Origin of the sequence: Mesorhizobium sp. B4-1-3, from assembly GCF_006439355.1 — a bacterium.
Taxonomy (GTDB): Bacteria; Pseudomonadota; Alphaproteobacteria; order Rhizobiales; family Rhizobiaceae; genus Mesorhizobium.
The window spans coordinates 70,807-93,432 of sequence record NZ_VFTG01000010.1 but is presented as its reverse complement, the minus strand read 5'-3'; the positions used below and the strand labels follow the sequence as shown (position 1 = coordinate 93,432).

General features: G+C 60.2%; 20 protein-coding genes, 3 pseudogenes and 1 riboswitch. Of the genes and pseudogenes, 9 read left to right on the top strand and 14 right to left on the bottom strand.

Annotation, left to right across the window (positions count from 1 at the left end; translation table 11 throughout):
• Window position 1: 1 nt before the first annotated feature.
• From FJW06_RS15295 to FJW06_RS15280, 4 genes are all read right to left on the bottom strand, one after another.
• Window positions 2-1,078: an LLM class flavin-dependent oxidoreductase gene (locus tag FJW06_RS15295; RefSeq protein WP_140753036.1), complete on the bottom strand. Its 1,077-nt coding sequence runs from the start codon at window positions 1,076-1,078 to the stop codon at window positions 2-4.
• A gap of 31 nt (window positions 1,079-1,109) precedes the next feature.
• Complete coding sequence (locus tag FJW06_RS15290) at window positions 1,110-2,621, bottom strand: aldehyde dehydrogenase (protein ID WP_140753034.1); 1,512 nt, start codon at window positions 2,619-2,621, stop codon at window positions 1,110-1,112.
• A 22-nt stretch (window positions 2,622-2,643) separates the two neighbouring features.
• Window positions 2,644-3,621 (bottom strand): flavin reductase family protein, encoded by a 978-nt coding sequence (locus tag FJW06_RS15285; protein ID WP_140753032.1) that lies wholly within the window; start codon window positions 3,619-3,621, stop codon window positions 2,644-2,646.
• A 172-nt stretch (window positions 3,622-3,793) separates the two neighbouring features.
• The gene (locus FJW06_RS15280; protein WP_140753030.1) at window positions 3,794-5,593 is read right to left on the bottom strand and encodes a helix-turn-helix domain-containing protein; all 1,800 of its coding nucleotides are present in this window, start codon (window positions 5,591-5,593) and stop codon (window positions 3,794-3,796) included.
• Between the two features lie 162 nt (window positions 5,594-5,755).
• Between FJW06_RS15280 and FJW06_RS15275 the strand changes: the two genes are divergently transcribed.
• Window positions 5,756-6,337, top strand: coding sequence for an amino acid synthesis family protein (locus tag FJW06_RS15275; protein ID WP_140753028.1), 582 nt, complete (start codon window positions 5,756-5,758; stop codon window positions 6,335-6,337).
• 310 nt (window positions 6,338-6,647) lie between these two features.
• Here FJW06_RS15275 and FJW06_RS15270 read toward each other — a convergent pair whose 3' ends face one another.
• The 4 genes from FJW06_RS15270 to FJW06_RS15250 all read right to left on the bottom strand — a co-directional run bounded on the left by FJW06_RS15270 (window position 6,648) and on the right by FJW06_RS15250 (window position 9,515).
• Window positions 6,648-6,929 carry a hypothetical protein gene (locus FJW06_RS15270; RefSeq protein ID WP_140753026.1) on the bottom strand — a complete coding sequence of 94 codons (282 nt, stop codon included), beginning with the start codon at window positions 6,927-6,929 and terminating at the stop codon, window positions 6,648-6,650.
• A 796-nt stretch (window positions 6,930-7,725) separates the two neighbouring features.
• Window positions 7,726-7,983 carry a hypothetical protein gene (locus tag FJW06_RS15265; protein ID WP_140753024.1) on the bottom strand — a complete coding sequence of 86 codons (258 nt, stop codon included), beginning with the start codon at window positions 7,981-7,983 and terminating at the stop codon, window positions 7,726-7,728.
• A 15-nt stretch (window positions 7,984-7,998) separates the two neighbouring features.
• Window positions 7,999-8,829: a Crp/Fnr family transcriptional regulator gene (locus FJW06_RS15260; RefSeq protein ID WP_246674619.1), complete on the bottom strand. Its 831-nt coding sequence runs from the start codon at window positions 8,827-8,829 to the stop codon at window positions 7,999-8,001.
• A 374-nt stretch (window positions 8,830-9,203) separates the two neighbouring features.
• The gene (locus FJW06_RS15250) at window positions 9,204-9,515 is read right to left on the bottom strand and encodes a hypothetical protein (protein ID WP_181178320.1); all 312 of its coding nucleotides are present in this window, start codon (window positions 9,513-9,515) and stop codon (window positions 9,204-9,206) included.
• Here FJW06_RS15250 and FJW06_RS15245 point away from each other — a divergent pair.
• Window positions 9,505-9,923 (top strand): annotated as a pseudogene (locus FJW06_RS15245) (recombinase family protein). The gene FJW06_RS15250 and the pseudogene FJW06_RS15245 sit on opposite strands and share 11 nt — an antisense overlap.
• A 497-nt stretch (window positions 9,924-10,420) precedes the next feature.
• On the opposite strand, the gene FJW06_RS15240 reads toward FJW06_RS15245, so the two are convergent.
• A complete protein-coding gene (locus FJW06_RS15240; RefSeq protein WP_140753020.1) occupies window positions 10,421-11,014 on the bottom strand; it encodes an NUDIX hydrolase in 594 nt (197 codons plus the stop codon).
• 196 nt (window positions 11,015-11,210) lie between these two features.
• Between FJW06_RS15240 and FJW06_RS15235 the strand changes: the two are divergent.
• The 3 genes and pseudogenes from FJW06_RS15235 to FJW06_RS30945 all read left to right on the top strand — a co-directional run bounded on the left by FJW06_RS15235 (window position 11,211) and on the right by FJW06_RS30945 (window position 13,705).
• Window positions 11,211-11,916, top strand: a pseudogene (locus FJW06_RS15235) (SOS response-associated peptidase).
• Between the two features lie 1,035 nt (window positions 11,917-12,951).
• Window positions 12,952-13,158 carry a hypothetical protein gene (locus FJW06_RS15225; RefSeq protein ID WP_140753016.1) on the top strand — a complete coding sequence of 69 codons (207 nt, stop codon included), beginning with the start codon at window positions 12,952-12,954 and terminating at the stop codon, window positions 13,156-13,158.
• Between the two features lie 184 nt (window positions 13,159-13,342).
• A complete protein-coding gene (locus FJW06_RS30945; RefSeq protein ID WP_181178318.1) occupies window positions 13,343-13,705 on the top strand; it encodes a hypothetical protein in 363 nt (120 codons plus the stop codon).
• Window positions 13,706-13,874: 169 nt separating this feature from the next.
• Here FJW06_RS30945 and ligD read toward each other — a convergent pair whose 3' ends face one another.
• A complete protein-coding gene (gene ligD / locus FJW06_RS15215) occupies window positions 13,875-15,644 on the bottom strand; it encodes a DNA ligase D (RefSeq protein WP_140753014.1) in 1,770 nt (589 codons plus the stop codon).
• Window positions 15,645-15,890: 246 nt separating this feature from the next.
• Between ligD and FJW06_RS15210 the strand changes: the two genes are divergently transcribed.
• Window positions 15,891-16,238 (top strand): RidA family protein, encoded by a 348-nt coding sequence (locus FJW06_RS15210; RefSeq protein ID WP_140753012.1) that lies wholly within the window; start codon window positions 15,891-15,893, stop codon window positions 16,236-16,238.
• 1,190 nt (window positions 16,239-17,428) lie between these two features.
• Entirely contained in the window at window positions 17,429-17,779 is a 351-nt protein-coding gene (locus FJW06_RS30130) for a PepSY domain-containing protein (RefSeq protein WP_181178316.1), read from the top strand.
• Between the two features lie 51 nt (window positions 17,780-17,830).
• Here FJW06_RS30130 and FJW06_RS15200 read toward each other — a convergent pair.
• The 3 genes and pseudogenes from FJW06_RS15200 to copC form a co-directional block, all read right to left on the bottom strand.
• Window positions 17,831-18,891 (bottom strand): annotated as a pseudogene (locus FJW06_RS15200) (HoxN/HupN/NixA family nickel/cobalt transporter).
• Window positions 18,892-18,978: 87 nt separating this feature from the next.
• Window positions 18,979-19,169, bottom strand: a riboswitch (cobalamin riboswitch).
• A gap of 71 nt (window positions 19,170-19,240) precedes the next feature.
• The gene (gene copD / locus FJW06_RS15195) at window positions 19,241-20,134 is read right to left on the bottom strand and encodes a copper homeostasis membrane protein CopD (RefSeq protein WP_140753008.1); all 894 of its coding nucleotides are present in this window, start codon (window positions 20,132-20,134) and stop codon (window positions 19,241-19,243) included.
• A gap of 86 nt (window positions 20,135-20,220) precedes the next feature.
• Entirely contained in the window at window positions 20,221-20,589 is a 369-nt protein-coding gene (copC, locus tag FJW06_RS15190; RefSeq protein WP_140753006.1) for a copper homeostasis periplasmic binding protein CopC, read from the bottom strand.
• A gap of 343 nt (window positions 20,590-20,932) precedes the next feature.
• Here copC and FJW06_RS30125 point away from each other — a divergent pair, with 343 nt between their 5' ends.
• Together FJW06_RS30125 and FJW06_RS15185 are read left to right on the top strand one after the other, a co-directional pair.
• Entirely contained in the window at window positions 20,933-21,079 is a 147-nt protein-coding gene (locus tag FJW06_RS30125; RefSeq protein WP_181178314.1) for a hypothetical protein, read from the top strand.
• Window positions 21,080-21,208: 129 nt separating this feature from the next.
• Window positions 21,209-21,604, top strand: coding sequence for a hypothetical protein (locus tag FJW06_RS15185; RefSeq protein WP_140753004.1), 396 nt, complete (start codon window positions 21,209-21,211; stop codon window positions 21,602-21,604).
• A gap of 452 nt (window positions 21,605-22,056) precedes the next feature.
• Here FJW06_RS15185 and FJW06_RS30120 read toward each other — a convergent pair whose 3' ends face one another.
• Window positions 22,057-22,224: a hypothetical protein gene (locus FJW06_RS30120; protein WP_181178312.1), complete on the bottom strand. Its 168-nt coding sequence runs from the start codon at window positions 22,222-22,224 to the stop codon at window positions 22,057-22,059.
• Window positions 22,225-22,626: the final 402 nt, after the last annotated feature.

Below are 22,626 nucleotides of genomic sequence, written 5' to 3'. Positions count from 1 at the left end.
ATCACGCCCTCGCCACCTGTCGCGCCTTGTCGCGCTCGCGCGCGGCGAAGACCGGCATCACCTCGTCGACCCAAAGCTTGATCGTCTTCTTCTGTAGCTCAAACGGCAGGTTGAACGTCAGGCCGAGACAATACTGGTCGACGCCGGCAGTCTCGTAGTCGAGCAGCTTCTCGATCACCTCGTCCGGGGTGCCGAACATGAGGTTGCGGCGGATGTTCTCGGGATTGTAGTTGTCCTTGCCTTTGACGCTCTCGTAAGGCACCGCTTCGGGAAAGCCGCTTCGCACCGTGCCGATATTCTGGAACAAGTTCTCGAAGGCGCGGCCATAGTCGATGGCATGCCCGACCGCGACCTCCCAGTCTTGCGCCCGGTCGTAGACGCAGGTGCGCCGCTGCATCATCAGGCGCGGCCGCGGTACTTCCGGATGATCGGCAACGGCCTTGCGGAACTTGTCGCCGAGCACGCCGATCTCGGCCGGTGGTGCCGACAACGGCGTCGACAGGATCGAGGCGCCGATGCCGACCGCCCAATCGAATGTGCCGGGGTCTCGCGCGGCCACCCAGATCGGCGGGTGCGGGTTCTGCAGCGGCTTCGGGACGCCAGCGGCCACAGGGAACTTCCAGTAGTGGCCGTCATGGGCGTAGTCTTCGGCCCACAGTTTCTTCACCGCTGGCAACAGCTCCTTCAGATAGGCAACGCCTTCCTGCTGCGGCATGCCGCCGGCCATGCGGTCGAACTCGTACTGATAGGAACCGCGCGCGATGCCGAACTCCAGCCGCCCGCCCGTCAGGTGGTCGCAAAGCGCCGCCTCGCCCGCCAGACGGATCGGGCTCCAATAGGGGGCGACCAGCGTCGACGTGCCGAGCCTTATCTGCTCGGTGTGCTGCGCAAGCCAGGTCAGCGTCATCAGCGGATTGGGCGAGATCGTGCATTCGAGCGTATGGTGCTCCGCCGTCCAAAGCGTCTCGAAGCCGCCCTCGTCCGCCATGCGCGCGAGCTCGAGCAGATTGCCTTTCACCGTTGCCATCGGGGTGTCGGGTGAGAAGCGCTCCATGGTCAGCGAAACCGCGAATTTCATCTGGGTCTCCCGGTTTGGGTCGGGTTCATGGTCAGCGAAGGCGGATAATGAAGGGGTCCTGCATGGCGCCGGAATAGTCGATCACGACGTTTTTCAGGCGCGAGAACTCCTCCATGGCGTCGAAGCCGCCGCGCCTCCCGTAGCCGCTCTCCTTGAAGCCGCCATTGGCGGACATGAAGGAAGAGGCGCGATAGGTGTTGATCCAGACCGTGCCGGCCTCGACATTCCTTGCGAAGCGCAGCGCGCGATTGATGTCGCGCGTCCAGATGCCGGAGGCGAGCCCGTAGCGCGTGTCGTTGGCGAGCCGGATCATCTCGTCCTCCGACGAAAACGGGATCACGCCGACGACAGGACCGAACAGCTCCTCCTGCATGAACTCCATGCTGTTGTGGGCATTGATCATCACGGTCGGCTCGAAATACCAGCCGCCGGCGAGCTCGTCCGTTTGCGGTCGCTTGCCGCCGGCCGCTATCCGCGCGCCTTGGCGCACGCCCGAGGCGACATAGGTTTCAACCTTGCCAAGCTGCGCCGACAGCGCCAGCGGGCCGACGTCGGTTTCCTCCAGCATCGGCAGGCCGACACGCACCCGCCTTGTTCGCTCGACCAGCGCCTCGACAAAGCGGTCATAGGCGCTCGCCTCGACGAAGCAGCGCGAGCCGGCGACGCAGGTCTGGCCCGCGGCCGCGAAGACTCCCGATACGACGCCGTTCACGGCATGCTCGACATCGACGTCACCGAAGACGACATGCGGCGACTTGCCGCCAAGCTCCATCGAGCAAGGGATGAGATTCTGCGCCGCATTGGCGGCAATGCGCCGCCCGGTCCCGGTCGAGCCGGTGAAGACCAGTTTGGCGATGCCCGGATGGCGCGTCAGTGCTTCGCCCGCGACAGCTCCCGTGCCGGTCACTACATTGACGACGCCGGCGGGAAAGCCCGCCTCCATGATCAGCTCGGCCAGGGCAATCGTCGAGGCCGAAGCATGTTCCGACGGCTTGATGACCGCCGTGTTGCCAAGCGCCAGGCACGGCGCCAGCGTACCGGTGAGCAGCATCAGCGGCGAGTTCCACGGCGTGATCATGCCGACGACCCCGATCGGCTCGCGCAGGTTGAAGTTCAGCATGTCGAGCTTGTTGACGGGGATCGTGTCTCCAAGCAGCTTGTCGGCCATGCCGGCGAAGTAGGTGTAGCTGTCGGGCATGGCGCGCATCTGCGCCCGCATTTCCTTCAGCAGCTTGCCGTTATCGCGCGTCTCGATCAGTGCCAGCTCGTCGGCATTCTCCAGCACCAGTTCTGCGAGCCGTCGCACGAGTCTGCCGCGGTCGGTCTGGGTCATGCGCCGCCAGGCCGGATTGGCGAAGGCAGCCCGCGCGGCCTCGACAGCCCCGCCAACATCCTCGGCGGTCGCCTCGGCGAATTGGTACCAGGGCCTGCCGGTGGTCGGGTCGAAACTGTCGATATAGTGCCCGCTCCTCGGCGCCACGAACGCACCGTTGATGAACAGCTTTTGGCGCGAGCCTTCGAGCGATGCGACCGTCGTTTTCATGCCGTCTGTCCTGCGTGGATTGTCATTCGGACTCGGCCTGCGTCCACGAATTCGACTGGCCGTCGATCATCGCGACCCGGCCGCCGTCGCCGGAATCCATGTAGATGCCGAACCGTTTGTCCTGCCGCTCGCGAGCATAGCGGCGCAGCATGGCGCGCAACTCGGACGTGGCGATCCGCTCGTAGGGCAGCGCGTCGACGGGAAAGAAGGCATGGCCGTTCGGCAGCGCGGCTTCCGCGCTCGCGTGGCTGAGCTCGGCACGGTAGATCAGATAGCCAGGATCGCTGTCGGCGATGTCGAAGACCGAATAGACGAAAGTGGTTTCAGGGATGAGGCTCAGCGCCTCGCCCCCATCCAGCACCAGTTTGCTGTCCGCCTTGCGGCGGCGCGCCGTCGGCAGCACAAAACCGCCCTTGCCGTCGGCACGCAAGAGGACGCGGTTTCCTGCTTCGACCAGATACCCGATGATCATGTCCTGCGAGGCGAGCCAGCCGGCAGGCAGCGGATCCTTCACGCTGGCGTAGCGGCCGCGGCAAAAACCCAGCGGCGCCGACGGGCTGGTGCCGAAGGCCTGCACCTGGCCGATCAGGATGATGTGGTCGCCGGCCTCGACACGGTTGTGAACGGTGCAGTCGAACCAGGTCAGGCTGTCCGTGAGGACCGGCGCGCCGGTATGGGCGCGGTCATGGTTCACCGACTGGAATTTGGAGGCCACCTTGGACGCGAACACCGATGCCACATCGGCCTGCGCTTCATGCAGGAAATTGACCGCGAAGGACTGCGTCTCGTTGAACGCCCGAAAGCTCGACGCCGATTTGCCGACGCAGACCAGAAGCAGTGGCGGGTCTAGCGAGACGGAGGTGAAGGAATTAGCTGTCATGCCGCGCGGATTGCCGTCGCAGTCGCGTGTGGTGATAACGGTGACACCGGTGACGAAGGTGCCGAAGGCACGACGCAAGGCGATCGGATCGATCGTCCTTTGTGCCACCGCATCGGTCATTGTCTTCCTCCACATCGTTGATTCGAAGGTAGGCAGGAGCCCGCGCCCGTTCTTCCTCCGATCTGTAGGAAAGGGCTCGCGATGGGCTGCTGCCAACCCGAGCAAGCGGGAGCGCGACGCTCACGTGTCTGGGTACCGGATGCGATATGACGGCAGGAGTGTTGGGGCGCTTCTAGCGGACGACCGGCACGCGGCTGTCGATGATGCCGCTGAGGCGGATCGCCAACTCAACCGCGAAACGCTGTTCAGGCGTGTCGAGCTGGATGCCGAACAATTCCTCCATCCGCGACAGGCGGTAGCGCAAGGTCGTGACATGCAGCCCGATGGCATCGGCGCAGGCCTGGCTGCGACAGCCTTCGCGCAGATAGGCAAACAGCGTGTCCAGATAGGGCGTGCCGTGCTCGCGATCATGCGCAATCAGCGCGCCGACGCTTTTGTCGACGAAGTTGCGCACATCGGGCACGTCGGCGGCGGCCACGAGCATGGGCAGTGGACCAAAATCCTGGCCGGTGAAGACTCCGGTGCGTCCGAAGGAGCGGCCGATGCGGATCATGCGACGGCAGCGTTCCCAAGCGGTCGGGTAATCGGCCAGTACGGTGCATGTCTCGGAAACCAGCACCGCCGGCTCACGCCCGAAATAGCGGCCGAGCTCTGCGGCGATCTTGCTTGGCAATTTCGCCAAACGCAGGCCGTCCTGGCCACCATCGTCCGCAACGAGACAGACAAGGCCGCCTTCGACGGCAATCACCGTGCCCGGCACGGCTGCCTGTTCCAGCAGACGGACCAATGCATGGTGGGGATCGGCAAGATCACCGCCGCCGTCCTTGGCCTCCTCGGCGTAGTCGACGACGATCACTTTTTGCGGCGTGGTCAGGTTGACCCCCAGCCGGCGGGCGCGACTGACGATATCCGCCTCATCTCGCCAGCGGCGCTCCACGACTTCCAGGAAAAGCTCGGTCAGCGATCTGGTTTCGAAGCGGAAGCGGACGAAGCTGCGCATCATCTGCACGCTGAGTGCGAATTTGGCGCTGTCGAGCAGCATCTGGTCGAGTTGGCCAGACTGCTTGGGCGTCGGAAAAATCATCAGCCCGCCAACCACTTCATCGTCGATGGTTAGCGGCTCGACCCGCACCGAAAGCCTGACCCGGTGCTTGCCGTCGTCAACGAACAGCGTCTCGTTCTGGCGTGCGTCCGAGGCCCCGCGCGCGACCTTGACGATCTGCCGGTTGAGCACGCCGCCGACGGCCTGTTGCCAGGCGGCGGCATCGAAATGCGCTTCGCTCGGCGAGCGGCCGGCCACGACCAGGTTGGCGTGGAAATCGACGACTACGACCGGGTTGGGCAGCAGCTCGCCGACCTTTCCGGCGAGAGCGGCCACTGATCCTTCCGACAGGGCCTGCTGCAGCAGCGAGGTGTGTGCAGATAAGGCGCGCTGCAGGCGCTCGCCGGCCTGCTTCTCCTGGTGCAGGCGGTGCTGTTTCTCCACCGCGATCTCACCCAGATGCACGATCATGCCGATGAAGGCGATATCCTCGGCGCTCACTTCGGTGATCTCGCGCGAGACGACCGTCAGCACCATCGGCCGTCCGTCCTCGTCGACGCAATTCATCGGCATGACAAGCACGCTGCGGTAGTCGCGCTCGAACGCCTCGCGGCGGTAGCCGGGAAACTCCTCCGACACCCGCGCGTCCCTTATGTAGACAGGTTCATTGCGGTTGAGCGCGACGATCGAAGGACTGGTGGCGAGTTCCCAGCGATCCGGCAAGGTGCGGTGAATGAGCGTCGGGTCATGGCGCACGATCACGTAGGCGTGGCCATGCGGCGCATCGATGCTCATGATCGAGCCCAGCGTCCATTTGGCATGGCGGCAGGCTGCCAGCACGAGGTCGCGCAGCACCGACTGGAGATCGCCACCCGAATTGATGAGGCTGGCGGCGTCCCGCAAAGAGAGAATTTGCGACTCCTGATCCACGCGCGTCTTCCGCCCCGCGAGGGGTCAATTTAAGCCGCCGCGGATATACCAACGCTACACTGCTTCCAAGCGCGGTGCACGCCGATTTTTCCTACGAACCGGAGGAATACCTGGTCAGCCGGCCCGAATAGGCTGAGCCTCCAGCAACGAGGCCAAAAAATCATGGAATTGAGAAAAGTCTGCACCTTTATCGAGGAAGTGCATATCGAAGGCGGCAAGGCGGCCGCCAAGCCGGTAACATCGATTGTCGTCGCCGGCGTGGTGCGCAATCCCTGGGCCGGACGCGGCTTCGTCGAGGACCTGCGGCCGGAGATCGTGGCCATCGCACCCCGTCTGGGGTATGAACTTACGCGTCGGCTGCTCGAGCTTATGGCTTCCGAGCGCATCGAGAGCTACGGCAAGGCAGCCGCCGTGGGGGTGGCGGGCGAGATCGAGCACGCTTCCGCGATGATCCACACGCTCCGATTCGGCAACGTGTTCCGCGACGCTGTCGGCGGCACGACCTATCTCGAATTCTGCAACACGCGCAACGCGCCGGGCGCGCTGCTGTCGCTGCCGATGATGCACAAGAGCCAGAACGGCCGCCGCTCGCATTTCATCACCGCCAACTTTCAGATCGCCGACGGTCCAGCCGCCGACGAGATCGTCGTGGCCATCGGCGCGGCGGACGGCGGACGGGTCCACCCGCGGATCGCGGACCGTTTTCAGGACATGAAAGAGATGGAGCAAGAAGCCGCGATGTAATGCCATCATCGCATTCCTTGCGCGTCGCCTGCTCGGAAGAGGAGCGAGCGCCATCTGCGACATCGGCGGCACTTACTGGCCCGAGATTGCGGAGGACCGGGACGACGGTACCGCCGACCGCATGCTGCCGGAGTGAGCCGAATCGACTGTACGCCGACTGCCTATAGACGCGGATCATTCTGGCGGCGCTTGCGGCCCCCTTCGCGCCTGCGAGACAGCCTACCAGAGGTATTTATCAAGAACTCAGCATCAATTTGTTCTGCTTCTAACTGTCACGTATGAGTAAATGCCCCTCGTAAATTCACTATCCTCAGATGGCATAAGATTGTTTTGGCTGAAGTCCGCCAATTCCTCTTTCATGCGCAAGGCGCTGACTGAACGACGATCGGCAATTTCGACCGGAAGTCCAAACTCTGGCATTGAGGATCCCGACAACGCCCGAACATATTTGAAGGTCGTGATCTCCGAGAGAGGCTTCCATGAAGCTCACGACAGAGCCGTTCAGATCGTGGACATATTCAGAGGCTTGATAAACGTCTTCAATAATCAAAACCGATACGTCGGCGCGTTGAGCTCTCTTGAAAAGAGACATGCCGTCAATCGGTTCAGAATCGGTCCTTTCCGAACCCTCCACAATCTGGATGGTTCGCTTGCCACACCTATTTATTGGTATGAGCCGCGTTGGTCCCATGACCTAAAGTCGCCTTCATTCGCCGGAGGACCTCACGCACAGCGTCAAAACATCCGGAGTTGGTGGGAAAAGATTGACCGGAACCCCTCCGGCATTCTGTTTACCACGGCCTCACCATGTACTGCCGGGCGTTGGATGGTCATGAACCTGACGAAGCCCTATTGGGCCTCTGGTCTTGCTTAGAATACCTCACGGATACCCAAAACATGGGACATCTCACGATCTTACCGCCAAGCGGACAGCAGTTTTAGTAGCTGGCGACGTTGAGACCATGCAAATTGTGCAACACGTCCGACGCAGGCGAAATTCGGTCGTCCATCTCTCTATGACGAAGACGGGCGCATGACAGTCTTTCAAGCCGATTTCCTAGTCCGTGATGCGCTGGTCGCGTACATTTTCAATCGCGGGAACCATAACACGCGAGAAGACCTTGCTGCGTCACTCGACATGCCGTAACCGGTATTGCTGGCAGCACAACAGGGTATACCCCCGGGTGACGTAACTTCGCCAGTGTCGGCAGCCGTAACATCAGATCAGCTGGTAGCCATTTGTGACAGCCAGCTATCAAACCTAAAACCTGATGTAACAGGTCCGACCGCTATGCGCCCCGTCCTGGTGGCCGCCTGACCAAATTTCAAAAGATGGGGATGCAGGGAGTTCGCGTTCCTGCATGTGGGCAAGACATGCAGCTTGACCATCACCGCAAATCGCTGGCCTCTTGGTCCCTCAGTTGCGTATGCAGAGACAGGCTAAATCTCGCCAGCTTCTCACCATGCTCGTCGCGGATTTCGATGAATAACTGCTGGCCATTGAGGTCCTCAAGGGCTTCTCTCGTCAGGTCTATTAAACCTTGCATGGCCTCACGACGCGCATTCTCGATGCCATCGCATTCGATGCCCACCTCATCCTTGAGTACAGTGTCGCGGTCACCGCTGTCGAAGAAGTATCTCGCCATCGAGCCAGCTCGCCATCACAATGTTTTCGCGGTCCTTTGGTGCAGGTAGGTGGCGTCAAAATCTCCTGCTCGGACAAGCTCGCCCCAGTCAACAGCATGAAATCGCGACCCGTCGGTGATTATCAACCCGTCTCGTCGCAATTCCTGAAGCACTCGGTTCACGTGCACGGTGGACAAGCCTAACGCATCGGCAAGCGCAGTCTGGGTGATCGGAAGCTCCGCTACATGATCCTCAATGAGCCCCATGGATTGAAGGCGGACGATCAGTTCGCAGAGAATGTGAGCCATGCCAGCATAGGCGTCGCGCCTTCCGAGATTGGTGACCCATTCTCGATAAATCGCTGCGTCGATCAGTGTCGAGCGCCAAAGCACAGTTGCTATGGAGGCATGTTGATCGCAGACCGCTTGCATGGCGTCATGCCGCATGAAGCCTAGGGTGGCGCGAGTGAGGGATGAGAAGGTGCAGTCGAGAACCGAGAGATGCATTCCGTGCAGATCGGGAATATCTCCCGGGACAAAGAATGAGGTGATCTGCCGTTTGCCCTCGCCGGTAAGCTTGGTTGATCCCACCAAGCCCTCCAACACGACAAATGAATGAGTGGGTCGATCTCCCTCGCGGACAATGTCCTGATTGGCCTGATAGTCCTTCTTTAGAAGTGGGATGCCTTCTAAGATAGCTATCTCTGACTGGGTCAGGGCGGAGATGTTCTGAAGCTTACGGATTAAAACATTCGAGGACGGGTCGTGTGCCAAATCATGTGACCGGATTGAGTTACGTGCCGAACTTGCCCCGGGCGCTAATGTTCCCACGTCATTAGAAATCGGCTTGCGGACAAGCGCGAGCACTTAGAAATGCGCCTACGGCGGAGATTCCGGCGACCTCAGCTTGATGGCTTTCGCCTCTCGAAGCAGGGAGGACCAATTCGTACCGACGAGCGAGATCAACTCCAATGCCTGTGCCTCGGTGATGCCGGTCTCTGCCCGAAGCCTCGGTACGAGGCCGCGATCGGATGCAAGCGCATAGGATGGCCCCCGAATAACATCATTTGATATTCGTTCCGATCTATGCCGCTGATTTTAAAAGCGCGACTTGCTGCGCATTCATTTCCAGGCGCCTCATTGGCATTTGTGGAGCGGGGGATCAGATGAACCGTATCTGTTTGCCCCCGGTGGACGTGGATTGCCGCTCAAGCGCAATTGAGCAGCGGGGCTGAACGACGTCAGTAAACCCCCACGGCAATGACGAGGATGATTCCGATAGCCGCCAAGGCCATGACCGCGACCATTGCGGCCTCGAACAGGCCGCCGCCGTTTCTTATGCGGTTCATCATGCGTCCACCCGTGCGGCCCCAGTCTTTTTCTCCTTCCAAAGGAAGACCGAAACCTGTTCCTGCGGAATCACAATTGTTACCGGTAGGTAAAAAGTGGTTTTGACTGGCCTGAGCTGTTGAAGCCGAGGCGCTTAGCGAGACGAGCAGCGAGGGCGCGAAAGGAGCCCGGCCCGGTTGTACTGGACAGAAATTGGCGACCATCATCGACTTCCTGAGGCCGGGGGATGAGCTGGTCGTCAACCGTCTAGATCGGCTCGGTCGTGACACCCGCGACGTTCTCAACTTGATCCATGAGTGCGAGCAACGAGGGGCGTTCGTGACGGTCCTGGACCCGCACGTCTCAACGCGCGGCGAAATGGGCCATATCGTGCTTACAGTGTTAGGCATGGTCGCGCAGATGGACGCAGGTTCATCAAAGAGCGGCAACGCGAGGGCATCGAGCGAGCCAAACGCGAAGGAGTGCGTAAGGGCGGCAAACAGCGCCTCGATAGAGGACAGGTGCTGGCGCTCAGTGAGGAGAACTATAGTCCAACGCAGATTGCGAAGCTGGTGGGCTGCTCACGGATGCAGGTCTATCGAATTCTGAACGAACGCGGAGTGGCAAGATAGGCGACGTTGGCGCCCGCCCCCGCGCTCATCCGCTGGTTTGGGGCCGGGTCACGATAGTGCCGGGCTTGTGATTGGTCTTGTCTTAACATCTGGGCCCATAATGGCCTCCGGTCAGTTGTGCCTGCGGATCGTCTAGAGCCATGCCACAAGAGCCCATCCGAATTGACCAGTTTTGGGATAAGAACCCGCTGGTAATGCCATGGATGGAGAAATTCCTTCCGATGGATCGTATGTGGCAAGATGCGCTCGCCACGGTAATGGGTATTGCTGCTATCGTTTGTGTAGATCTAGCGATGCTATCCCTATTCGTCCCAAATAACGTATTCACCGGGATTGTATGCGTGTTGCCCGGCGGCTATCTTTTTGGAAGTTTCAATAAGAGAATGTCACGTGCGCAGAGGAAATTCTTCCACGCCAAGAGAGACGAGGGAAGAATTGACAGCGCTAACAGTGCAATTGCCTCAAGCGGCTCCGTCGCGGAGAGCTAGCCCCAACATTCAGCCGCAATTGCCGAGCAGCAACGGGGAGACTTTTCGCAGAAGCGCGCTGCTTTGGCAGAAGCTCCACGTCGCCGGACCGCCAAGCTCCTTGACGGCAGTGTCGTCCACTACGGACTCTAGGGTCACGAGGTGGAACGAATGTGCCTCCCGTGCATCCTTCGCTTTGCCCACATGGCGCAACATTTTATCCCCCGGAATGTTCAAAACCAGCATGACAGTTGCTTCCGGGTGGCAGTAGTGTGGGTCATATCCGATCCCGAGCAGCAGGGACGCAGATCGATCAACCTCAACCTCGCCTGTTTCTTCTCTTAGCTCCCGTTCCGCCTCAACAAACAGATCTATTGGACCATCTTTGTCTTGCGCGTCGGCATACCCGCCGACGAAGTACAGAGCTCCGGGATTCTGCTCGGCATCGAGCGCTCGTTTCGTAACGAGCACATGACCATCATTGCTGAGAGCCACAATCGTGATACCCATCGGATCGGCGCGGCTGGCATTCGGGAAGCGGCGTTCAAATCCAGGATCCCTGCTTGCCACGTATGCCGACAGGGCGGTGCGCTGGAATCGCAGATCGATGTGACCGTCACTCACTGTCACGGAATGCAGGCGAATGAGCGATCCGTCGAAAGCCTTGGGATGGCTATCTTGGAACCTATTCCAGGTTTCCTGCCGATGAATGAGGAGTAGAGGGCGAGTTGCGCGGACATGTTCGCCTTATAGCTCGTACCCAACAGTAGGCGACGCGGATATCTGGCGGAAGGCTCGGCGATAATGCAGATTGCGAAGTATGTGTAACCTCTACAACATCACCACCAGTCAAGAAGCCATCCGCCAGTGGACGCGTACCCTGCGAGACGTCTTGGGCAACCTAGAGCCATCCGTTGATATCTATCCCAACCAATTCGGCGCTGTGGTGCGCAACGCCGCGGACGGCCAGCGCGAACTCGCCAATCTCCGATGGGGAATGCCGACACCGCCGGAGCGGATCAGGGGCAACGCGGATTCCGGTACTACCAATGTCCGAAACCCTCAATATACCCACTGGCAGCAATTTGTCGGCGTCGAAAACCGGTGCGTTGTGCCGGTAACGGGCTTTGCCGAACCGAGCCCAACCCCAAACGACAGGGATCCAGAGACCGGCATACAGCGAAACTTCTGGTTCGCATTGAACGAGGAGCGCCCGTTGTTCTTCTTCGCTGGTTTGTGGACGCCGTGGCACGGAGTCCGCAAGGTCAAGGAAGGCCCCCGCGACCATCAGGTCTACGGCTTCATGACGACCAAGCCGAACGCGCTGATTGCTCCCATTCACGAGAATGGCAATGCCGGTCATCCTGACCACGCAACAGGAAACCGAGACGTGGCTTACTGCGCCGCGGTCGGAGGCGAGGCTTTTGCAGCGGACAGCACCTGACGATGCCCTGATCATGGTTGAGAAACCCGCCACGCAGATCAAGGTTCCGCAGCAAGCACCGGCTCAGGGGTCCTTGTTCTAGCCCGGTGGATGGCGACTATGAGATTTTTGAATACGGTCTTCGTGAGCGCCACGGTCGTTCTTTTCGGTATGACCTGCCTGCCAATAGCGTCGTGGGCTAAGTTGAAGGACGACCAGCGAGCCGAGCCCGTGGATTGCCGCCCAATGACCGAGGCGGATAACGCGCTCGCAAAACTGCGCAGTTTCCAGGTCACGTGGAATGTTTCGTATACCCTCTACGGGCGGCGCGAAAAGATACATGCGGAAGCCTTTACCGACAGCGGTTTGCAATACACGCGGAAAGCGCCTTACAAGTTATGGGCGGTTAAGCCATCTAAGCTGATTAACCCGGAGCATTCAGATTGTCACAGGTTGCGTGAGGAAATGCTGGACGGGGCGAAAACTGTCGTTATCTCGTACGTTAAATACTATCGGGGGTACGATCCGAGGCGATATAAATGCACCGGTTGGATCGAAGTCCCAAACTATAGGAATAGAAAAATGGAATGTGTGGGGCTGGGAGTCCCCGGACCTGATGACCCTGTGCTGAATTTAAAGCTGGAAATGCAGTGGTTTTATCGGACCGACATTAAGCCTCCGGCGGTTCCAACAGGTAGGTAGCAGAGTCGTTATTAGTCGTTTGGCGCATCATCCTTCCACATCACCCGCCGCACAATACGAACTCCTACAAGCCGCCTAATCTGTATGTTCACGCGCTGCGCGGCGCTGGGCAGCAAAATGTCCACGTCGAACTCCCGACGACGACAGCGCTCACACCGCATATGCCGCTCGACATCCCAGAACGGAATGTCCCCCATCAGCTTGGCCAGATCACCCGGCAGATAGTGCCGCGTAACGTTGCAATTGATGCAGCGAACACGGATTAACTGCCCGATCTCATGGGCTCGGTTTAGCGTCTGAACGACGCGTCGAGTTCTGCTGCTGGGCTCAGGCATGGTCCACGCATAGGAACCTGCTCCTCGCCGAGTCAATTCGACCTTGACAATTTTGTTCCCGTTTTGTTCACTAAGAGCTTGGACAGCTAGGAGTCGGTGAAATGGACCACATTGTCAGGCTCGACAGCCGCCAAGAGGCTGCGCTTCAAGCTACGGCCGATCAGTTCATTGCCCTCCACAAAGGCGATACATTGAAGGCGCTTAAGGAGATGATCGTGCTGAATGGCCGTCTTCAGCAGCGGCTTGATGCTCTGTCATCATTACGCTCCACGGCCTCCTCCTCAGACCGAAGGGCGGGAGCAACATGAGCGACGAAATCAGATTGCCACCGGCGGAATACGCGACCGCTCCCGGCGTCCACCACCATTGTTGTGAGCATCCTTCTTGCGGCAAGGATGCGGGTTGGGGCTTTGCCAAGCCGAAACAAGAGCCGCACTGGTTCTGTTTTGAGCACCGGGGAGACGGAGAGCGATTCCTTTAGGGAAAAACGACATGGACCGGAAACCACCTCATATGCCTACGGGCGTGTCAATTGGAATGCTCAGCGATGGCGAAGACAAGGTTGGAGTGCTGACACTTGAAACGTTGGGAGAGGACATCGCAATTGCGATCAACCTGCAGGCGGTGGATGTAATCACCAGAGCTCTCAACGAGCTCGGTCAGGAGTTGCGTAAATTGTTACCAGAGAAAGGCACATCGATGTCTCGCCACCAGTTTGTGGAAGAGTTGGAAAAGCCGCCGATCACATCAGCGACGCCTCGCGAGCCGATCTGCAGGTGTTGCTTCGCCGCGCCGCGCTGTTGTTGCGGAATGTTGGCGGAGTCGCCATTCAGCCCGGCACGGGTGAGATCCTGAACGATCTGGCTGCTGAGATGGGTAGGCCGAAACTCGATCTGGTGGAAACAATTTTGGCCGAGTGGTTGACGGCCAATGCCTATCGGCCAGTGCCGCATGAGTTGGACGAGGAAAGCCCTGCGGAAGGCAGCGCCTGAGCAGCGCCCCCCTGCTATGCTCTTTCTTACAATCAAGCCGCCCTTTGAGCAGCGGGCTTGAACGGATGGCTCATGGTGAAAGCGTCCGGCCTAATGCCTGCTTCAACCTGTTTCCATGTAACTGGATGGGCAATCGGAAAGCCGGGCCGCGATCGAGGTGAGAACGCACCAACTGCGGTGTTGCCTCGGCCGTTGCGAAGATAATCAAGAAAAATGCGGCCTCTCCGCGCTGCCGGGTCGGCTGATAGCAGGTACCGGTCAGGAGCGGCGTCAACGAGGCATTGCGCCATCGATCTTGCCAGTTTGCGGGCACTGTCATGCGTCATCTCCGCCGCTAGCGGGGCCGTGAGGTGGATGCCCTTACCGCCGGTGACTTTCGGCCAGCTCTCCAAGCCCGCTGCTTCCAGGATGCCACGCAGCGACAGCGCGGCCTCGATCACCGCCTCCCATGCCACGCCTTCCCCTCTGTCAAGGTCGAGGACGAGCTGGTCGGCGTGTTCGATGTCGTTAATGGTAGCGTTCCATGGATGAAGCTCGACGGCGTCCATTTCGACCAATCCAAGTAAGCCGTCGAGATCATCTACCCAGACCCGGACACCTTCGCCACCCTCGCGCTTTTGGACCCGCAGCTGGCGCACCGAAGCTGGGATCGGGGGCAGCGGCCCCTTGTGGTAGAAGGTGGCCCCATAGGCATGGCGAACCAGCTTTAATGGTCGGCGACCTAGATGGACCAACGCTCTGTCGGCGACCCGCCGCCAATAGCTCGCCAATTCCTCCTTAGAAGGCGCAACAGCTTCGGGCAGAAGCTGCAGGACGTTCTCGCGAGGAACGCCATGTTGGCCTTCCATCCTTCGCTTGGAGGGCGATGGTGGCTTCGCCGGGATGGTTTGGAGATCCTCGCGTAATCCCTTGAACACCGCCTCGCGTAGAATGCCGCGATCCGTCACGCCGCTGAATTGCACCTCGGCCAGGACCTCTGGCTTGACCCAAGTCGCCTTCGGTTTCTTGATCGCCTCCGATAAGGAAGACTTCTCTATGATCAGGGGATCAAGCCGGTCCCGAACGCGCCGGGCTTCTTCAAGCGTGTAGCCGCTTTGCGCCTTCCCGGCATAAAGCAGCCGGTCGCCTTGCCACCTGCCGATGTACAGTGACGCGATGCGGCGGGGCTGCGCGCCGAGCTTTTCAACGAACGCGACAATCGGGAACGTGTCGCTCTTTATGCATTTGATCTTGAGCCAGCTTGTTTGCCGTCCTGAGCGATATGGGGCATCGGCTCGCTTGGATACGACGCCCTCCAAGCCCATTCTGCAAGCATGATCGAACACGTCCTTACCGGTTACATCCAGATGCTCGGCATAGGTCAGCGTTGGAGCCGTTTCTTGCAAAAGGCTTTGCAGCGCGGCTTTGCGCTCAATGAGTGGTCGCTGTCGAAGATCGCGGCCGTTGAGGTGCAAAAGATCGAACGCGAAGAACATGAGCTTTGACGAGTTCGGATTCCCCAGCTCGCGCTCGAGAGCTTGGAAGTCCGGCAAGCCAGTCGCGCCGAGGACGACCGCTTCGCCATCGATGATTGCGGATTTGATCGGGAGGGTCGCAGCAGCCTGAATGATGCGCTTGTAGCGGTGGGACCAGTCGTAGCCCCGGCGCGTAAAGGCGCGCGCCTGCCCATCCTCAATGACAATCTCGGTTCGATATCCGTCGTATTTGATTTCGTGGAGCCATTCGCCGCCATCAGGAGCCCTCTCGGCCAGCGTCGGTGACTGGAATTCGATAAAGGCGAGTTGCCCCTTCGATTTACTCATACACTCAGCACTCCCTAACCGGATTCAAAGGTCGCAGCCGCGATCGGTTCCGGGAATTTTAGTAAAAGTGCATGTGTCCCCTGCTGTGGATGTCAGAGTTTGAAAGCTCTGCCCGTCGGCGGCTGCCGTCCTCACAGCGAGGTCCCACGGAACATTTTGCCACGAGCCGCTTTCCTTTCAGCATAGGCGGAGACCAGCGCAAAACAGACCGCAGCGCACGCATGATATCTCGAACGCAGGCTGACAATGGCCAAGATTGAAAGACACCAGAAGAACGAGAAGCTCAGCCGGATGGTCGTCCATAACGGAACGATCTACCTTTCCGGCCTGACGGCCGACGACAAAGAAGCCGACATAGCTGGCCAGACCAGGCAGATATTGAGAAAGGCCGATGCGCTTCTGGAGAGTGTTGGCGCCGACCGATCGCAGCTGCTGTGCGCACAGATCTGCCTGAAGGATGTCGCGGATTTCGACGCGATGAACAAGGCTTGGGTGGACTGGCTCGGTGCCGAGCCGCCGGCGCGTGCCACGGTCGGAGCGAGCTTCGCGCTGCCCGATATCCGTGTCGAAATCCAGCTAACCGCTGAAAGCTGACAGAGGCCCCGCGTTTCGATCCGCATGCCTGGGTCGACCAGTCTGCCAATCCGACCGCAATGCCTCGAAGATGATGTCGCGCCCACTGTAGGGGCTAGATGAGAGCGCTCAGGCTTCCAATCCGTTCTCCATCACAATTCGAAAACCGGAAATGGGACGTTGCTTCTATAGTCGCGCCTGGTCGAGGGCCCTTGCTGTTCTGGCCACCCTTCAACTTGACTGGCGGTCCGGCTCTTGCGCTGTGCAACGGCTTCTCCGTGTCTGGTCTGCGACCTCGATGTCGATCATCAGCCGGCATCTGAGGGACGCCACGGTTCTGAAGGTTGGGCACGCTTCGGAAACGGCGCTCGGACTGCGAACGCGACGTCCGGCCATTGCGGCCTTCTGATCCGGCTGGCCGAGAAATCGCGATCCGCCTTCTCATGTTCAAATCGCCGCGGATCGGAAAACCGTCTTCTCCTCCTCCTACGTAATGGATGCTAGCAAACGCCTTTCCAGGAGGGGATGGTGGTCAAGCGCACTGCGAACTTTTAGCGACCGACTATGTTCCTGACGGGTATCGCTTCCTCCGCAATCGACGACATATCGGCAAATGTCAGAGTCCACGCGCGTCGTGGTGGACGTCTCCGTTGTCGGCTATGTCGAAGAAAAAACGTGGCATAGCCACTTATAATCCATGTGGAGAAGGTTCTAGCCACCAGCGGATTAGGTGCCCGCCGCCTGTCTCTGCTAACCGGCGACGGGCTGGTGGTTAGCTACATCCCTGAAGGATCGACCAACCACCTAGCCTCAATTCAGGCAGACCAATCGGGTTCCGGCAATCTGGGCCGGTATTCGCATACTTCGCCGGGAATGGTCTTTCCTCACTCGGGAAGCAAAGTTCCTTTGGGGAAAAATAGCTCGTAACCCGATGTTCGGTCAGTCACGCACTCATGAGGGGGCGCCCGGCTTGCTCGGGGCGGGTACGTGCGGCTCTTAGCGAAGCAAGCCGGGCTTCGCGTCCAAAGGTGGCAACCTGGCTGACGCGCCGGCAGAGTGTCGGCTTGCCAACCCGCAATCGCGACGGACTTTGGTCCGATCGGATGGGACTTTTTTTGGGGCTATCTTCACATGTGATGGCACCGATACCAGCAACCCGTTCGGCGACCGCACCGTCCATATCGAGCGCTATACCGGCAAGGTACTTGCAGATGTGCGCTTCGCCGACTACGGGCTTGCAAGGCGATGGCGGTGGGCATCGCCCTGCACACCAAGCCAATCTCGGCTGGTGGAACACAGCGCTTAACGTGTTGTTCTGCCTGTCGATCGTCGCCATGGCGCTGTCAGGCGTCGTGATGTGGTGGAAGCGCCGGCCGGCAGGGCGTCTTGGCGCACCGCTCTATCCGAAGAACTACCGGGCGCCGGCAGCCATCATCGTGATCGCGCTCGCGATTTCGGTCATCTTTCCGCTGACGGGGCTGGCGATCGTTGCGTTCGCCATCGTCGATTTCCTGATGCCCAGGCGCTTCAAGGAGGCTGGCTTCCAGCCCGCGGGAGCCTGAACGGGCTGCGGCAAGGCCCGCTTGCACAACGCAGGCGGGCCCTGCACGCAACTACTTCCGGACAGCCGACACAACATCGGCCTCGTCGAGGCCTTTCGCCTTGTAGACGATGTGGGAGACTGCCCAGGCGGCGATGAAGATGCCGATGATGGCGAAGCCCAGATTGTTGAAGTTGTCGTTGAGCGTGCCGACGCCGTCCCAGAATCCGCCCGACAGCCCGAGCTTATCGCTGACGAGGCCGAGCGCCTCGATGCCGCCGATCAGCACCGCGACGATGACACCAGCGTGATGGTCATGTTGTAGTACAGCTTGCGGATCGGCTTGACGAAGGCCCAGTCGTAGGCGCCCAGCATCATCACGCCGTCCGTGGTGTCGACCAGCGACATGCCGGCCGCGAAAAGCACCGGGAAGACCAGGATCGCCTCGAACGACACGCCCCTTGCGGCCTGCGTGGCCGAGACGCCGAACGTAGCGACCTCGGTCGCCGTGTCGAAGCCGAGACCGAACAGGAAGCCCAGCGGGAACATGTGCCAGCTCTGCGTCACCAGCCTGAACATCGGCCGGAAGATGCGGGCGAGAAAGCCGCGATTGTTGAGCAACAGGTCGAGGTCTTCCTCGACATAGGCTCCGCCGGCCCGGACACGGCGGTAGCTTTTGTAGATCGAAAGGAAGATCATGATGTTCATTGCCGCGATAGCGAGCAGGAACAGCGCCGAGATGCCGGTGCTTATCGTGCCGCCGATGTCTTGAAAGCTCTGGAAACTGCCGAGCAGGGACGCCGCTCCGGCGACCGCCGCAGCGACGATGACCACGATCGCGGAATGACCCATGGCGAAGAAAAAGCCGACCGATACCGGTCGTTGGTTGTCCTGCATGAGCTTGCGCGTGATGTTGTCGACGGCCGCAATATGGTCGGCATCGACGGCGTGGCGCAGTCCCAGGCCGTAGATGACGAGCGCGACGCCGAGCAATGCCGGTTTGTTGTGAAAGGCGATGAAGGCCCAGATCCAGGCGCCGATGTTGAGGACAGTGAGTACGCAGTAGATTGTGACGAGCCTTGCCTTCAGGTCCGGCGTGCTTTCGTTGAATAGTTTCGATAGAGCGGTCAGCATGGTTTCTGCCTTAGACGTTGCTGTCATCGCAGGGGACTTGCCCGCCTCTCAGTCGGGCTCGCACACCGGATCACCCGTCCGGTGTTCTGCTTTGACGTCCGGGATGGCAGGTCTCCTGGCTCGCGGCTTACCACCGTTTTCGACTTCCCGACCCATGCGACCAGTGGCAAATGAAAACGGCACGCCGCTTACAGTTGCGGGGACAGCCACGGCTTGAGATCTCTCCGCACCGTGTTCCCTTTTGATCCCCGAGGGGAACCATCGGCGCCAAATTCGCCACAGCGCGGCGCATTGGTCAACGGGTATCTTGGGTATCACAGCTTCGTGTGACGGGTGCCTCAGCGACCCGTCACTGCAGTCCGGCGGGATCGAGCATGCCGAAGATCGAGACGAGCAGGATGGCTGTGAGCCCGAGCCCGATCTCCGCTAGCGTACCGGTTCGAATCGCCGCTACGGCCGCTGCCCAGTCGCGGCGGATGCGGGGTACGAACCAGTAGCGGTTGAGGATCGCCAATGCTGTCATCACGGAGACGACGGCGATCTTTGCCGTCAGCAACACCCGATAAGTCGAGCCCCAGCCCAGCGGCGGCCAGCCGACGATGAAAAAGCTATTCGCCACACCGGAAAGGATCGCCAGCGCGACCGCCCAGTGGCCGGCCGTCGAAAAGCGGCGAAGCGCGACCGATGCCTCCGCCCGAGAGGGCGGTTGGCCGAAGGCGGAGAGCACAAGGAGGAGCGGCAGGAGCGCGCCGAACCATGCCCCGGCAGCCAGCACATGAAGCATGTCGTTGAGCGGGTGCGCGACGCCCTGCCATCCCTCCTGCATGACCGCGTGGCCGCTGAGCGCAAGCGTTGCTAGCGCCAGGCCCGATGTTGCCGCCGTCGCTGCCAGTCGGTGGCGAACGGCAAGAAATTGCGCGATCACCACCACGACGACGCCGGCAAGCTGCGCCAGCCACGCCTTGCCGACGCTGGTCGACGTGATGACATCCATCAGCATCTGCCCGTTCGCGGCATCCGGCCAGCCTTCGCCGATGATCGCCGCCTGAAGAGGCAGGGCCAGAAGCGTCGTCACCGCCGCCAGCCCGGCTGCCGCGAGACGCGAGGCCGCCAGCTTGTCCGATACCTCTTTGGCCAGACCTTCCGGAACAAGCGTCGCCAGATACCCGAAGCATCCCCACAACGCCATCAGCGCTCCGTCGTGCAGGAAGCGGCATGCCGCGAGCAGCGTGTCCGGGCTCATCGAACCGCTTTCCTGCGCATGGAAGGAGCGTCTGTCATCGGCGCGAACGGTGGCGGGAACACCGACGGATTCCCACCGTCTTGCGATCAGGGCTTCACGGTGAATTTGTAGGTGCCGTGGGTCTTGTGGCCGTCCTGCGAGAGCGCGTGCCATTCGACCTTGTAGTTGCCCGCGCCGAGTCCAGCGGGAAGGTTGACCATGAAAGTCTTGTCGCCATCCATCAGCATGTCGCCGTCGGTCTTGATTTCCTTTTTGTCGGGTCCGGTCACCTTCACGCCGGTGAACTTCAGATTGAGCTCCTCGCTGAACTTGAGGTCGAGCTCAGTCGGCGCGTCCTTGACAGTCCCGTTGATGGGCGGCTGGGCCGCCTCCAGCTTGGCATGGGCGTAAGCGGGGTTCGACAGAGTGAGGGGGGCAACGGCACTGAACACTGTTGCAAGTAAGATATTGCGCATGGATTTCTTCCTTGGTGCTCTAACGACGGGATAAGGCAACGACTCTTCCAAGCGCGCGGTGACAGAGCAAGGCATTTAAGGGGTAGGCTCGCAAACAAACGCGTGATCTGGGTTTGCCTCCCCATACCATTGCAGGTCTCAGGCCGAGGCAAGCTTCAGCTTGGTAGTGCGACCAGCCCGCGCCGCAGTCGAATGGGCAATGGCAATGGGCTTCGCAATACCGAGGTGAAGCCGGAAACGAAGTGACCACTTTGAGTGGGTTCTCCCATTATCCGTCCACGTCACCCAGCACGATATCGACAGATCCCAGTACAGCCGTGACGTCCGCGAGCAGGTGAGTGGCTTGCCCGCGCTCAAGGCGGCGGAAGCGCATGGCGCGCAACATGCCGCGGGCCTGCGCTGCCTCTATCTGGACCATGCCATCTTTCTCGACCTGGGCTCCGCGGTGGCAAGACCCGGGGAGCAGCCGCCGACGTTGTTGGCTGGCTGAGGTACGAGCCCTGTCGCGATCCTCTTTCGAGGCGCCGGCGTGCGAGCCCCTTCCCTCAAACTGTGTGCCCCTTTCCCTGGATGGTCCGCCTGATCCAGGAAGCTTGCACAAGGGATGTCATAGAGCCCGATGACCATGGTCGCTGTAGGTTTTGCAGCAACAGCGAGGGGGATTCAAAAATCCCTGTTTCGTTCTATGGTTGCCTCGAAGAAATCGCAGGTGGCAACCATGGAAGCGATCTTTGACGACATTGCAGCAGCCCTGAAAGCCCCGCCCATCGCGCTTGCGGGCTCGCTACGCGCTTTGGCGCTGCGTCTGGCCGAAAGCCGCGAGCGCGGCATGAAGGCTCGCCGGCAGATCAACAAGAATAGCTCCGAGCAGGTGATGCTTGGCAAGTTCATCTTGAAGGGAAAGCCGGCGCAAGCGCGCGCCGGTTCGACTGGAAAGCCTCGCCGGCGCTGGTGGGCCTACGGGCGGCAATCGGTCTTCGATCGTAGTAACCGTCCGGTCCCTGCACATAGTTGAAGTAGTGAAGTCTCGCGTCATGTCGGGTTCCTTCGGTTTGTGGGCGATACTTCGGATGGCGCCTCGCCGCTCTTGGGCCAAGGCCAAAAGCCCTACTGGTCGTCGCAGGTCGCGAGCTGGCTCGGCAGCACTCTCAGTGCGCAGGAATTTTGCCCGCAGCGCGATCTTTCGATCAGGAGCATTGGAGCTGTGGATGCACCATCTGGTGAGCAACGATGACCTGCGCAAGCGTGCGAAAAAGCTGCAGAATTTGTGTCGCAAGAAGACCGGACGCCAGCGCAAGGCGCCGCAGCCGAAGGGTCCCCAAAGGCGGCCGCGCTATCAGCGGTGGGATCGCGCTTCGGGCGTTCTGGAGCATGCATGTCGAGGCGATGAACTGGAGCGGCATGGGCCATGCCGAGTACGCCGCAGCGCTCGACCTGATGGTGGGACGTCGCCACCCTTGGGCAGGACTACTTTTTCAGCAAAAGCGCTTCACGCACCAGCGACGGCGGATTGCTCATACCGAGCAAGTCGATAAGCTCATAGGCCTGTGTAGGGGTGATGCCAGTTCTGTCTACAAGCCAGTTGACTTGCTTTTGCTTAGCAGTCTGAGTTTCGCGGCCGCTCTCGCTGGACATAGCTTTCCTCCGGTTGGGCGAAAGCCTGATCGTCTCTTCCAAGCGTCCGTTGCCAGTTATGCGCGGGCGACCAAAACAGATTACGCCTTAACAAGACTTATGCATAGCGTTATGGAATCCGGTAATATCCCAGCTTGATTTAGCGTTGTTAGAATTGTCGGCAACTGTGGGCCGTATCAGCGTTATGGGGGCAAGCGGTCGATCCATAGGGTGTAGCTGCCCAACTTCGGCGCAACGGCGTCCATCTTCTCGCAAACGTGTTCCATCGACCTTTGCAGCGGGTTTGGACAATGGGATGGGGACCACAGTTTGAGCTGGTGTCGTCCGTCGTCGGCTTCCTCGCCAGTGGCGATGCCGATAACGCAAACGGCGTTGCCAATCACGTCGGCGGGTCTCGCTTCT